At 45.6% G+C, this 14,267-nt stretch carries 10 protein-coding genes; 4 read left to right on the top strand and 6 right to left on the bottom strand.

Annotated features, from left to right (window positions below):
• The coding region (locus tag ABDW16_RS30515; protein WP_343675181.1) for a TonB-dependent receptor at positions 1 to 1,335 on the top strand (1,335 nt) is incomplete at its 5' end.
• 15 nt (positions 1,336 to 1,350) lie between these two features.
• On the opposite strand, the gene ABDW16_RS30510 is transcribed toward ABDW16_RS30515, so the two are convergent.
• On the bottom strand, positions 1,351 to 2,667 hold the full coding sequence (locus ABDW16_RS30510) for an MFS transporter (RefSeq protein WP_343675180.1): 1,317 nt from the start codon (positions 2,665 to 2,667) through the stop codon (positions 1,351 to 1,353).
• Positions 2,660 to 3,376 (bottom strand): HAD family hydrolase, encoded by a 717-nt coding sequence (locus tag ABDW16_RS30505; RefSeq protein ID WP_343675178.1) that lies wholly within the window; start codon positions 3,374 to 3,376, stop codon positions 2,660 to 2,662. The genes ABDW16_RS30510 and ABDW16_RS30505 overlap by 8 nt, the downstream gene beginning before the upstream one ends.
• A gap of 81 nt (positions 3,377 to 3,457) precedes the next feature.
• On the opposite strand from ABDW16_RS30505, the gene ABDW16_RS30500 reads away from it, so the two are divergent.
• Positions 3,458 to 4,060, top strand: a complete 603-nt coding sequence (locus ABDW16_RS30500) for a Crp/Fnr family transcriptional regulator (RefSeq protein WP_343675177.1) — start codon at positions 3,458 to 3,460, stop codon at positions 4,058 to 4,060.
• 7 nt (positions 4,061 to 4,067) lie between these two features.
• On the opposite strand, the gene ABDW16_RS30495 is transcribed toward ABDW16_RS30500, so the two are convergent.
• From ABDW16_RS30495 to ABDW16_RS30480, 4 genes are all read right to left on the bottom strand, one after another.
• A complete protein-coding gene (locus ABDW16_RS30495; RefSeq protein WP_343675175.1) occupies positions 4,068 to 4,475 on the bottom strand; it encodes a VOC family protein in 408 nt (135 codons plus the stop codon).
• 62 nt (positions 4,476 to 4,537) lie between these two features.
• Positions 4,538 to 5,110: a Crp/Fnr family transcriptional regulator gene (locus tag ABDW16_RS30490; protein ID WP_343675173.1), complete on the bottom strand. Its 573-nt coding sequence runs from the start codon at positions 5,108 to 5,110 to the stop codon at positions 4,538 to 4,540.
• A complete protein-coding gene (locus ABDW16_RS30485) occupies positions 5,107 to 5,766 on the bottom strand; it encodes an alpha/beta fold hydrolase (RefSeq protein ID WP_343675170.1) in 660 nt (219 codons plus the stop codon). Before ABDW16_RS30485 ends, ABDW16_RS30490 begins: the two co-directional genes overlap by 4 nt.
• A 24-nt stretch (positions 5,767 to 5,790) precedes the next feature.
• Positions 5,791 to 6,657: an MBL fold metallo-hydrolase gene (locus tag ABDW16_RS30480; protein WP_343675168.1), complete on the bottom strand. Its 867-nt coding sequence runs from the start codon at positions 6,655 to 6,657 to the stop codon at positions 5,791 to 5,793.
• Between the two features lie 350 nt (positions 6,658 to 7,007).
• Between ABDW16_RS30480 and ABDW16_RS30475 the strand changes: the two genes are divergently transcribed.
• Both ABDW16_RS30475 and ABDW16_RS30470 read left to right on the top strand, forming a co-directional pair.
• A complete protein-coding gene (locus ABDW16_RS30475) occupies positions 7,008 to 10,076 on the top strand; it encodes a DUF4450 domain-containing protein (protein WP_343675166.1) in 3,069 nt (1,022 codons plus the stop codon).
• Positions 10,077 to 10,702: 626 nt separating this feature from the next.
• Positions 10,703 to 14,267, top strand: a 3,565-nt coding sequence (locus ABDW16_RS30470; RefSeq protein WP_343675164.1) for a hypothetical protein, incomplete at its 3' end; no start/stop codon positions are given.

Here is a 14,267-nt window from a genome sequence, read left to right as displayed (position 1 = left end):
GTAGATATCGGCGGACAAACCAACAATGCAGATGGTCAGCCACAGCGCGGTATCGATGGCTATTTCCACCTGCACACCGTATCCGGATCTGCCAGCTATAAACTGAGTGATAACTGGAAACTGTCTTACCGCCTGAGTTATGACGACAGAAAGTTTGCCGCACAAAACTTTTACACCACCTACGCTTCTGATACCGCCAGCGAAAAACTCTCTACCTGGTGGCAACAACTGAACCTGCAATACCGTAAGAAGAACAATGCATTCAGTTTGATGGCGGGCTACAAAAATATGAACGATCACTACGTGTATAATTCCATTTCTGTTGCCAATGACAACCGTAGTAAGTTATTGCAGTCCCTCGTTATTTATGAGCACAGGTTCAGTGACGATATCAGCTTTGTAGCCGGCGGTCAGTTCCAGCAAAAGCGCATTGTCTCCAACGACAGGGGCAACCACACCGTGAACCAGGCAGCAGGTTTTGCTTCCATGACCGCCACTGTATTTGATGCCCTCACACTGAGTCCTGCATTGCGCCTGGACTGGGATGAGCGCAGCGGTTATGAACTGGTACCGCAGCTGAATGCCAGTTACAGAACAGGACAGTTCCAGCTGCGTGGTAGCGCTGGTAAAACCATTCGCAACGCTGACTTTACAGAACGATATAACAATAACAACAAAGCATTGGTTACAAGTGGTAAGATCGGTAACCCGGACCTGAAGGCAGAAAGCTCCTTCAGCTATGAAGCAGGTGCCGATTACTTTGGTAAATATATCCGTGTATCTTCTACCTTATTCCAGCGCAGGTACAGTGACCTGATCGACTGGACTACCACGCCTTACGATAAGATGCCTTACAAACACAACCTGTCACCCACCGGCGTGTATTCACTGGCCACCAATATTTCCAAAATGGTGACCAGCGGTGTAGAAACAGATATCCAGTTTACCAGGACTTACCAGGAGAAGCATACCGTAAGTGCCACAACAGGTGCCACCTGGTTGTATTCTGATATCCGGGAAGGACAGCAATCTTTCTATATCTCTTCACACGCACGCTTCCTGCTGAATGGTATGTTGTCATACCGCAACCAGCTATTTGGCGTAAGCGTAAATGGCCTGTACAAAGTAAGGGACCCACAGGCGGCAAACAATATTGCCGGTGTGGTAACGAAAGAATACTTTGTAGCGAGTGTGAAAGCAGACGTATTCGTGATAAAAAATAAACTCAGCCTGAATGTAGAAGCCGACAACGTGTTTAATAAAACATACGCGGACCTTACAGGGGCCCAGATGCCGGGCCGTTGGTTGATGGGGGGCGTGAGAATAACATTATAATGAGAAGGCCGGCTCCTAAGAGCCGGCCTTTTTTCTGTATAGTAATCTTGCTATAGAGAGCATAGCCACAATGCACAATAACCATAATGGCCGGCTATTCAATTCACCCGATGCATGAGGCATGAAGATTGAGATAAGTGGCAGACCTATACCGCCACCTACAAAATAAGCAGTATTAATCAGGCTCGCTGCAACCCCCAGGTGTTCAGAAGGCACGTACTCCATCGCAATGACCGTATATCCTGTATAGCAAAGCGTCATACCTATCCCCGCTATGCAGGCGCCACCTGCCAGCAAAAATACCAGGCTATGCAGCTGTATTGCTGCAACGAGTGAAAGCGCCCCCGCCAGCATAGCAACAGCACCACCGATAGCGATCTTTTTAGGTGAAAACTGTAATGATAAGGAGGGCAATCCAAACCGCCCTAACAACATAGAGATGATATTGAAAGGCATCATGAGAAAACCTGATTGTGCAGCGGTAAAATGAAAGTTTTGTTGTACGAGAAAACTCATCAAAAATAAATACCCCGTGAACAATGCACCTAGCAGGAAAAATAGCAGCGTACCTTTCCGTAAAGAAGCAAGGATCAGTACCTTCAGATCCAACAATGGGTCCGGTTGGTTTTTAAGCCTGCTATATAAAAAGAAGGCGGATGCCAGTAAAATCACCAGAGAGACAAGCAGGTAACTACCCTCTGTGATCTTTGACAGGCAAAGCATACCGAGTACCAGCGCAATGGCCGCAGGAATATCCGGCAACTTACTGTCACCTTTTGTATCCTTTTCAAGATAGAGATACGCAATCACAAGTATAACTAACAATATGGGTACATTGATCAAAAACACCCATGACCATCCCCAGTAGTTAGCAATAATTCCCCCCACAGATACACCGCCGGCAGAACCTGTAGCAGCAAAGGATCCAAAGATCCCCATTGCTTTGCCCCGTTCATGTGGTTCTTTAAAATAATAGTTGACAATAGAAAAAGCAGCGGGCATTAACAACGCAGCACCCAATCCCTGCAATGCCCTGAAAAGAACCAGGGTATTGAGCGAATGTGACAATCCTGCGCCCAGTGAAGTAAACAGGAAGATGCCACAACCCGCCATAAAGATCGTTTTCCTGCCCAGGTAGTCTGACAACTTACCTCCCAGTATCAGGAAACTCCCATAGATAAGGATATAAATACTTTGAATTTTATAACCGGAATCATTTGTTAATCCCAGATCAGCTTCAATTTTGGGCAATGCCAGGTTCACAATGGCGATATCGAGGGCTTCCACAAAAATGCCCATAGAGGCGATCGCTAATACAAGATTTTTATTCAATAACCGCATTTTGTTCCGGAAGTAATTTGGATAGTATTTCGGTGATGGTCGTGAACTCATAGAAGTTCGCATGTGTGATCGTATAATCTATGCGTTCATGTTCCCAGGTAGTGTAAAAAGGAATATGCCCGGCAAAGCCGCCCAAAGCCAGTACCGGCAGTACGTCGGACTTAAGGGAATTGCCCAGCATCAGGAATTCACCTGGCTGTATATCCAGTCGCCTGATCAGTTTAGCGTAGTCATTCTCCTGTTTATCGCTCATGATCTCAATATGATGAAAGTAATGTCCGATACCGGAGAGGCGCAGTTTTCGCTCCTGGTCCAGCAGATCCCCTTTAGTGGCTACTACCAGGCGGTAATGTGGCTGCAGGGCCTGGAGTACCGTTTCAACCCCGGGCAGCATAATCACCGGTTTATTGAGCATGTCTCTGCCTATCTGGATCACTTTGCCAAGGTAGGCGGCCGGAATATTGTTTTCTGTGACACGCAGAACCGTTTCCAGCATCGATAAGGTGAACGCCTTTACGCCATATCCATACAGGGACAAGTTGTCTATTTCGGTCTTAAAAAGCTCTTTAATGCTAACATGCCGTGGCAGGAAGTCTTCCAGCAGGGTGGTAAACTCATCTTCGGCCTCCCTAAAGTAGGTTTCATTCACCCATAAGGTGTCATCGGCATCAAATGCAATGACTTTAATATTATTATGCATAAATTCTTTAATTTTAGTCGGAAGGCAAAACTATTATCTATTTTTGTGCGAAACCAGGACATTTGTCCCAATTAGAGAAAAATGCTTAGAACAAATACATATTTCTTGTCATTTGCGGAAAGTCTGGCTGAGCAACAGGTAAAATGCTTTAACGCAGGGGAACGGTTGATGGTTCAGGAAAAAAGGGCCAGGGAGATTTTAATATTGAAGAGTGGCATAACCAAATGCTACCGGTCGGAGGAAAATGGAAAGGAATTGATATTCGAGTTTTTGGGAAAAGGGGAGATCCTGGGGGACCTGGAAACGATCCTGCACACGACCTGCATCTGTAGTGTGGAAGCGATTACCCCCGTAGAAGCTTATTCGTTCTCACTTGAAAAGTTCGATGAGATGATAGAAAATGATAAAACTTTTCATCGGAAACTGCTGGAGGAGCTGGCGCTTCGTATCTATCAGACAGCCACGCGTACTTCCTACCAGCAGAATTATCCGGTTGAATATTCATTGATCAGGTTCCTATTGATTCAAAAAGAACAAAATTTATCATTTAGTAAACAGAACATCGCCGATTACCTGGCAATAACGGTACGCAGCCTGAACAGAACTGTCAGGCAGTTGCGGGAAGGGGTGGTGAATCCTGATATTTCTGACAGTGAGCTCAGGCAATTACTGAGTAGTTTATAAAAGAGCGTTATTGTTCAGCATGTAACCCAACCTTATTTCCTTCGGAGTCGATGATGATTGCGATAAATCCTGCCGGAATACCTGTCTTAGGTACAATCACTTTTCCGCCCGCTTTTTCTACCTTGTCCAGTACCTGTTGAAGGTTCGGACTGGCATTGATGTATACCACGGTACCATTGGCAGAAGGGGTGTTTTTCCCTGATTTGGACAATACACCTGTTACCCGGCCGGAGGTAGCCTGTACCACATCGGGGTTATAGGGGAAAAATAATGCTTCATCACCTCCATCATTCCGTTTCACCAGTTGAATATCCAGGATGGTTTCGTAAAATGTTTGGGCCCTTTCAATATCCGATACGGGAATCTCAAACCAGGTAATCACATTGGTATGTGCATCGATCTTATTTAATAACATAATCGCATGTTTTTGTTATTACAAAGTTTGTACAATAACAAAAAGCAGACCTGTGACGATTGTCACATAATTCTTCTTTTGCGGATACGGCTCAATGTTTCTCTTGCCACGCCCAGGAAGGAGGCCAGTTGAGAGAGGGGTACGCGTTGCAACATGGCAGGGTGATGGGTTTCCAGGTATTGCAGGCGGTCCCGTGCGGAAAAGAGTTTGAAAAGTGTAGAAAATTCTTCCTGTTTGGTAGCAAATAAGCGTACACAGTTGCGACCAAGGGTTTCCACTTCAATGTGTTGCTGAGCGATGTTGAATAGGGTCGCTTTGTCAAAGATAATTACATGAAGAGGTTCACAGGCGATGATATTGTATTCAGAGGGTTGCCCGCTTCCAAAACTGGTGATATTGGTCGCTATATCATTTTCAAAAAAGAACCCCGTGTTTTTTGCCACACCGTCTATGTTATAGTAGCTTTTGCAATAACCGGTGTCAATGTAAAAAAGAGCATTACAAACCTGTCCTTCTTTTAAAAGATATTCGTTTTTAGCAAATGTTTTTTCTGTTAATGCAGGTTGCAGTGCAGCCCAGCTATTGCTGGAAAAATCTGTGAGTGAACGAATGTATTTTAAAAGGCGATCCATCATATTTTCTTTTTCACCCAGTCCTTAGTGGCAGTGGTCAATACTGGTATCATGTCTTTGTTTTTACCTGCTTTAAAAGAGTGATCGGCGCCTTCCAGTTTTACCAGTGTTGCTTTCTTCAGTGACTTGCATACTGCTTCAATCATATCCCAGGTCGCCAGGGTATCTTTTGTTCCCTGTAAAAACAGCATGGGTACTTTTATTGCTTTTAAATGATCGGCCCTGTCTATAGATGGTTTGCCCGCGGCGTGCAGTGGAAACCCGTAAAAGATGATACCCGCTACATCTTTCCTGTGATGAACAGAAAGGTACTGGGAAGACATACGGCCACCAAAGGATTTACCTGCAACAAACAGGGGCAGGGAAGGGTACAATTCCCTTGCTTTGTCAATAGCCGCAGCGATGGCTTGCTGGGCTACAGCTGGTGAGTCTGGCCGCTTCTTTTTTTGCTCGGTGAAAGGGAAATTAAATCGCAGGGTAGCAATACCAGCTTCTGCCAGCGCTGTAGCCAGGGTTTCCATAAATGAATGATGCATGTCTGCACCGGCGCCATGCGCCAATGTAAGGATACATATAGGCTTTTCCGGGAGCGTGCAGATAGCGGAAACGGCTCCGGGCGCCGCTGCTACCGTGAGTGACAACGATTTAATTTCCAGCATAGCGCAAAGATACGGTATATGGCTTTATAAGTGCGCTGATGATAATATATCAAATACAGTCTGACCCGGTAGCACCCTGTAAACAGGTGCCTGGATGTTGTATTTTTTACATAATGTAATGATGTTATCGTCAATCTGCTCATTGGAATACCTGGATGAAAAATGTCCTAATATCAGGGCTTCAACCTGTATGTTCGCCACATTCCTGAGCACATCTTCCAGTTTACTATGCTTATTGCGATGAGATTGAATTTCGACTTCATCTCCTAAGAATGTAGCCTCATGGATCAATATTTTCGAATGGTTCCAATATTCAAAGTTTTCCGCAGGGGTATCTCCGCTGTAAGATAACAGGATGGTCTCTACGATATTGTGTGTCGCTTCTTTCCCGAGAGTGTCAATTGCCTTTTTTATTTCAAGGGGCGGGAGCGACATATATTCAGCTTTCAGTTTGTGTTTTACCTGTACTACTCTGAATCCCAAGCTCTTAAACACATTTTCCGGCGCAGGCACATGGTTATTTCTCAGTGCTTCCACATAGATATCTTTCTTAATCCAGACACGATCTCTGTCTATAATTGGGTGCCATATCGTACCCTTTACATGCGGATCAAATTTGAAAGAGAAATCCCGCAGTGCCGGAAAAGAACTACTGTCCCTGGGGTAATGAATAACGGGAAATCCATCTCTGGCATTGAGCTGGTTCAGCTGTAGCAATCCGGTCAGGTGGTCTCTGTCAGGATGTGAGATAAATACGTTTTCAATCTTTCTGCTCTTTTGCAGGAGCGCAGACATTAGTCCATCACCACAGTCAAAGAGCAGGTTTAATTCTTCAATAAAGTACCAGGTGGAAAATAAAGCAGTTGAATATCCGGAAATTGTCAGGTTCATAGGGCATAAAAGTATGCAAATTCCTTTGAACCGGTACCTCCCGGAGGGGTTGCTTATGAGGAATTGAAAGAAAGGGAATTTACGGGGAGGTATGCTATAATGCAACTTTAGCGAAGAAATAAGGATATTTCGCCCATTTCCTGTACATAAGCCGTAGATATCCCGTATCTCTATAGATACGACTTATCTACGGCTCATATACGGGTTATATACGGGATATATACGGAATACCTCTGGGAAAGCGCTATGGATGTGCTATAGCGGGGATACCCCTGGAATTATTCAGCAATAGCGGCTGTTTCAGGCTCTCTCTATGAAGAGTAAAAATATTTGCTTTATCTTGTACCGGTATGAAGAACTACACCATTTGTTTGCTCCTGTTGTTCCACGCGCTTACAGGAGTAGCCCAGAAATCAGGGGATTTCATTGAACAGACCTCCTACAACGACGATAAAAGAGGTACACCCAGAACTTTACAATACCTCCCTGAAGGGAATGACTTTGTCTGTATAAACGGTAAAAACCGGTATACCCGGGCACTATATGGTGGTCCGACAGCTTTCAGACTGGAAACCAGTGACCGCCCCGTATTCGCCGCATATATAGAGAAAAACAGCCAGCATATCAGTTTTTGGATACAGGTACCCGGTAAAGGGAAGCGGGCACTCGATTCAGCTTCCTTTTGCGAAGCCCGTTACAATGCCGGGAAAAGAACCTATTTGCTTAGAGATAAATCATGGAAGAAGGGCGAGCTTCGTATCACCGTATTAGCTTTGTATGACAGAGAAGGCGCTGTGTGGAAAATTGATTACAACAATATGCCTGCAGGCAGTATTGTTTCGGCCGGCATTACTAAAATACGTGCACAGAAACTTTCCCGTTCCGGCGATATGGGGGCAGATCCTCCCGGCGTGTTTGAAGCCACTGACAACCCGGAATATACGAGTACCTGTCTGCTGACAAACAGCGGATATATCCTTTTAGATAACCTGCAATTATCCACCAGTAATACGGCTGACATATACGAAGCCGCAGAAAAGGAAAGACAAAAACTGGCAGAACGTATTCAGATCGAAACCCCTGATCCCTACATCAATCCCATTGGTGGTGCATTGGTCATGGCTGCTGATGGCATATGGGATGGCAAAAGCTGGTTGCACGGCGCTATCGGTTGGCGTATGCCACTCACCGGCTGGCGTGCTGCCTATACCGGCGATTTTTTAGGCTGGCATGATCGCGCCAGGAAACATTTTGATGGTTATGCCGCCAGCCAGGTGACCACGGTACCCAATACCATTCCTCACCCTACACAGGATACGGCACTTGACCTGGCACGTGCAGTCAAACAATGGGGCACACCTATGTACAGTAATGGATATATCGCCCGCAATCCGAATCGCCCGGATCAAATGCATCATTACGATATGAACCTGGTCTATATCGATGAATTGCTCTGGCACCTGCAATGGACAGGAGACCTGGCTTATGCCAAAAAAATCTGGCCAGTGCTGACCCAACACCTGGCCTGGGAAAAACGCAACTTTGACCCTGACAATGATGGCCTGTATGATGCCTATGCCTGCATATGGGCCAGTGATGGTATGTATTACAACTCAGGTGCAGTCACCTATTCATCAGCCTACAATTACCGCGCAAATAAACTGGCAGCAGTTATCGCCCAAAAGATAGGAGAGGACCCGGAACCTTATCGTACAGCAGCCGGTAAAATACTGGCAGCGATCAATGCACGGTTATGGTTAAGCGATAAAGGTTATTGGGCAGAATACCAGGATTACATGGGGCTGAAACGCCTCCATGAAAGTGCAGGCGTATACACCATTTACCACGCTATTGACAGCGATGTAGGTGATGCGGTACAGGCCTACCAGGCCACACGATATATCGATACAAAAATTCCCCATATCCCTGTAAAAGGCAAAGGCTTAAAAGATGAGGGATATGCCACCATCTCTACCAGCAATTGGATGCCTTATACCTGGAGTACGAATAATGTGGCTTTTGCAGAGGTCATGCATACCGCATTGGCCTATTTTCTTGCGGGGAGAAATGAAGAAGGCTTCAAACTCTTCAAAAGCGCTGTATTGGATGGAATGTATTTAGGGGATAGTCCGGGCAATTTCGGCCAGATTTCCTTCTATGACGCTGCCAGGGGTGAGTGCTACCGGGACTTTGGAGATGTTGTTGGCATAGCTTCCCGATTGTTGATCCAGGGATTATATGGCATTCGTCCGGATGCGTTGAATAACCGTGTTGTGATCAGGCCGGGATTCCCTGCAGCGTGGCCATTTGCCTCACTAAAAACACCGGATTTAACCTTTCAGTACAAACGGGATCTTGCCCACGATACTTATCATATTGACACTCATTTTCCAATACTTGAACTGCAGGTTCCTGCCAGGAAAGATCATATAAAAAGTATCCTGGTAAATGGCAGACCTGCTAAGTGGCAATTATCTGCTGCCGTAGCAGGTTATCCGCTTATTGCTGTTACCGTGCAATCATACAGTTGTGATATCGCTATTGAATGGGAGGGTAGTGATATTGTTATTCCGCCGGCAACCGGCGGGCAAACTACATTCAAAACAGCTACACAGGGAGATATGACCTGGCTGGGGGCACAGCCCGTGCATGTAGCTCCAGCGCCAGATGTAACATACAAAGCATTCTCTCAGGTCATTCCTGAATTATGTGAACCACTCAGGATAGATACGCAATGGAATGCATCGGTCACTGATATTTTCAAAAATGAATATCGCTCGCCGCGCTCTCCTTATACCACGCTTGAAATTCCCCTGCATGGAATAGGAGAGTGGACCCATCCTAAACTCACAGCTGATATTGATGATGCTGGATTGAGAAAAGATACCGTATTGCATACTAATATCGGCGTGCCTTTCCGCATGCCCCACACAGGTAAGAACATTATATTTACTTCTCTGTGGGATAACTACCCGGATAGTGTTCAGATTCCCCTGACTGGTAATGCTGCACATGCCTACCTGTTATTGGCAGGTAGCACGAATTCCATGCAAAGCCGCATCGCAAATGGGCGCGTGACTATTACTTATACAGATGGTTCCCGGCAAACCACTAATTTAGTCAACCCGGAAACCTGGTGCCCTATAGAGCAGGATTATTTTACAGATACGCTTGCCTTTAAAATGAATCAGCCAAAACCCTGGCGCCTGCATTTCAAAACGGGATGGTGTACACAGGACCTTGGCAGTTATCTCAAAATAAAGGGTGTTTATGGCCGGGAAATTGAAGGCGGAGCAGGCATGTTGCTAGATATTTTATTGAATGCCGATAAGGAATTGAAAACCCTCACCCTGGAGACACTTTCCAACGATGTGGTGGTTGGTTTAATGGCTGTTACCTTGCAGCGTACTTATAAATAGCCTGATCTGACGGCGCAGATGCCCGCTTTGCATCCAACGTACCGCCTGAACAAATTACCTGCACAATTCCGTTACCTGATCAATTAACAAATCAGGGAATGGAGATCTTATCTCATCATTATCAGGGATATTAAATTTCAGGCCACTGGTTATTGAACCCCGCAACTTGAAAATGCTACACCATGATTGCCCTTGCTATCAAATTGATAATATAATACCACAATACCCTCATTTTTTGGTCCCCAAAGACACTTCACTAACCGCTCGGATATAGATATTATAAAAATATTTACATGCTAAAAAAGCCTTATAAGTAATTGACTTATAAGGCTTTTCGCGTTTATTTCTTTTTGTTATCAATTTGTTAAAAATTTATATCTACTTGATAACCAATATACAGCGTAGTTTATCAATTATAAAATAGTAAAATATATCAAACTTATTTTATATTTGCTCGTTCGTATATAATTATCATTTTGGCCTATGAAACACATTTACAAACAACGGCTTGCCATCTGGGGATATAATAGGATGGACTTTCGCCCTCAAAATTATGAAAGCGCTAATTGGGTCACAACAGCCTGAAACTGAAGTTATCTGATAGTTTTTTTTCAAAAAGTTCGAAGATGAAAAAGATTCTAATCCTATTATGCGGCTGTTTGTTTCTCATTACTGGTATTGCGCGGTCTCAAACCTGGTATGTGAACATGCCGGACACGGTTTGTATGTCCACGAATAGTAGTACTGCAGACCAGATCAAGTTTACCAGTATGAACGCCCAGCTGTCGAGCAGTGCAGCCTCAAAGGTCAATTGGAAAATTACTACGCCCAACAACACAAATGCAGATTATAACATCCTGTATTCACAAAGGACCTCTGGTATTAAGGATACCCTGCTGAACCAGACCAATCTGCTGACGCTTCAGTTCCTGGCAACAGGTACGTATTATTTTACGGAAAGTATCACCTACCAGATATCTGGTGGAAAAAACCCCACCTATGGTACACTCACCCACAAGGATACGCTCGTTGTGGTAGACTGTACGATTTCAACCTGTAGTGGTGGAGATGCGGAAATGCCCGGTTTTACAGAAAACTTCGGCACCCTGCCCGCCAATACTTCCCGTATGCAATACTCTCCAAGTTCTGCAGTAGGCTATCTTTACTCAGGATCAGGTGATCCGGCCGATAATTATTATGCGATCTCCAATTCAACTCACCTGAAAGGTGACTGGATCACTACCAGTGACCATACAGGTTCTACCCGTGGTGGTATGCTGGTTGCGAACTCCGGTTATACCCCCACTGTATTTTTCCAGAAAGAAGTAGATGGATTGTGCCGTGGTTCGGTATATAACTTTAGTGCATGGTTCATCAATGCGGATAGTTCCCAGGTAATGACGAATACCTGTGCATCAGGTTTTATTTATGCAGGGGTAACTTTCCAGATCGTGAATGCGGCCAATACCAGTCAGATATTGGCCAGCTTCAGAACATACGCCGTTTCGCCCAACTTCGCGAAAGCTACATGGCAAAGGTTCGGTGGATCTTTCACCGTACCTTCCGGCGTTACTAACGTAATTGTACGAATTCTCAATAACTTCCCCGGTGGTTGTGGTAACGATATCGCGGTGGATGATATTCAGTTCTCTTATTGTAGTCCTGTTATTACCGCTTCTATCCTTGGCTCTGCTGATAACCTGAAAGAGGTATTGTGCGAGGGCGTTGCAACTACCCTGGTTTCTTCTTATACACCTACCAGCTACTTTACAAATCCGGAGTACCAATGGGAAATGTCTGACGACGGCGGTGTAACCTGGTTCGATGTACCTTATGGTACTGCTAACAATGATACGCTGGTGATTGCTGATGGTGAACTGAAAGGTACAAAGGACGTAGCTGCCGATTACCTGTTCCGTGTCAGAATCTTTGAAAGCGGAAGCTCCTCCGCGACTTGTGCGGCCCCGTCATCATCGGTCAAGATCACGATCCTGCCGATGCCGATACTAAACCTTACCAAGACCCGGGTCTGTGACGGAGGAGATGTGGAACTGCAGGCTTCCGGTGGTTACGATCGATTCACATGGAGCGATGTAACGGATGAAACCCCGAACCGAACGATCACAGTTATCAGTGATACGACCATCACCGTATATGGTCATATAACTTATGGTATAGATGGTGGTAAAACCTGTGTGGATTCAAACAGTGCAACCATTAAGAAGGATGATAAACCAATCGTACAGATAGCGGCCTCCGATACTTTATTGTGTGTGGGCAGCAGGGTAACCCTGAGTATAGCTGATGCACTGGCGCCAAATGGTGATCCTACCAAGACCATCAGGTGGTACAAAGGCACAGATATCACTACTGCTACATTACTCACTGATTATAATGATCAGACGGGTATGATCTATAATACGCAGGACCTTTCAGATAGCTCCTTTATAGTCGTCGTCACGAATGCCACCTGTACCGTCACGTCGGCGCCATTTAAAATACACCTCACTGTAGTGCCGACACCACCAGCCGGTAAGCATGTGACCCAGTGTGTGGAAGATGGAACCAATGCAACCGGTGCTTTTACCATGACCCGTTCTACCATTACAGGTACCACCGGCGTGTGGACCGTAATCGGTCTTTCCGGCCCTGGTCTTTCCGGTGACACCAGTGCAACGATCAACTTCGCTGACTACGTTACCTTTGTTAATAAGCGGAATCCCGGTACTACGGTTACCCTGAACAACCCGGGTATTACGGCTTACCTGCAATGGACTGTGACCGCAACCGGCAACAGTGAATGTGTGGGTTATGCTTATGATACCCTGACGCTGATCACCGCTGCTACCACTGCTTATGCTGGTCCGGATACTACCCTGTGTGCTACATCTAATGTATTTACCATGCAGGCGAATGAACCGAATCTTAGCCTGACAGATGAATTCGCGGAAACAGGTACCTGGACACTTGTATCAGGCACCGGTGTAACTATCGATGATATCCACGCCTATAATACTACTGTAAGAGTCACCAGCGGATCTTACCAGGACGTGCAACTGGCATGGACTATTAAGAACGCAAGTGCTTGTGGTACCAACTCAGATACGGTGGTATTGCATTATACTGCATTGCCGACCCTCACCCTGAAACCTGATACCGTTTGTAGCACTTTGGGCTCTTTCGACCTGGATAGCGTGTCTACTACAGGTAGTCCGGCTTACTATAGTGTAACCGGCAGTATGACCGGTTTCACAGCTGTTCCCGAAACTCCAATAACTGTATGGCCTATCACCGTACCAATGCCAACTGGTGTTGCGGCCGGTGTATATACCTTTACAGTTAACTTCAGAAGTAATAATGGAGGTTGTACCAACTCAACTACTGTAAAAGTAAATGTAGAAGAACCACCAACCGCTCCGACCAGTGTAACAGTAAGTTCACCTTCCATCTGTACAAGTGGTACATCCACACTGACAGTAGTAGGAGGTACCCTGGGTAAAAATGCCGATGGTACTACTGCTGGCAAATATGTATGGTATGCAGGTGGTTGTGGTTCAGGTACTGCCATCGGTACCGGTACCTCTATTACAGTGAGCGTATCTGCAACGACTACTTATTATGTAAGAGTAGAAAGCAGTGGCGTGTGCGGTACGACTGCATGTGCAAGTGGTACTGTTACTGTTTATACTGCGCCTACAGCTTCTAATGCAGGGCCTGCACAAACACATTGTAACGACTCTCTGTTCACCATGGCGGCAAACGCTGCTTCTGTAGGGGCAGGTACCTGGACTTACACTGGCACCGCTACGATTACAACTCCTTCAAGCCCTACGACTACAGTATTCGTACCTGCAGGTAAGACTGCAACGCTGACCTGGACTATTACCAACGGCGCTTGTACAACCTCTTCTACAGTATTACTGACTAACTATATGCAGCCGGTAGCAGCAAACGCTGGTCCGGATTCTATCAAGCAGTGTGCAACCAGCACATTCACGATGTCTGCAACAGCTGCTTCTCCGGCTACAGCCACTGGTACCTGGTCCACATTTGCCGGTAGCAAAGCCACTATCACAGCTGGTATGTTCAATAACCCTGCGGCTACAGTTACGCTGGCCGCTGGCGATACCGCTACATTGAAATGGACAGTGACCAATGGTACCTGTTCTTCTACTGTTTATGTAAAACTGT

The sequence above is a fragment of the Chitinophaga sp. genome (assembly GCF_039596135.1).
Taxonomy (GTDB): domain Bacteria; phylum Bacteroidota; class Bacteroidia; order Chitinophagales; family Chitinophagaceae; genus Chitinophaga.
Note: the sequence above shows the minus strand (reverse complement) of the source record. Positions and strands in the feature narration are given on the sequence as shown.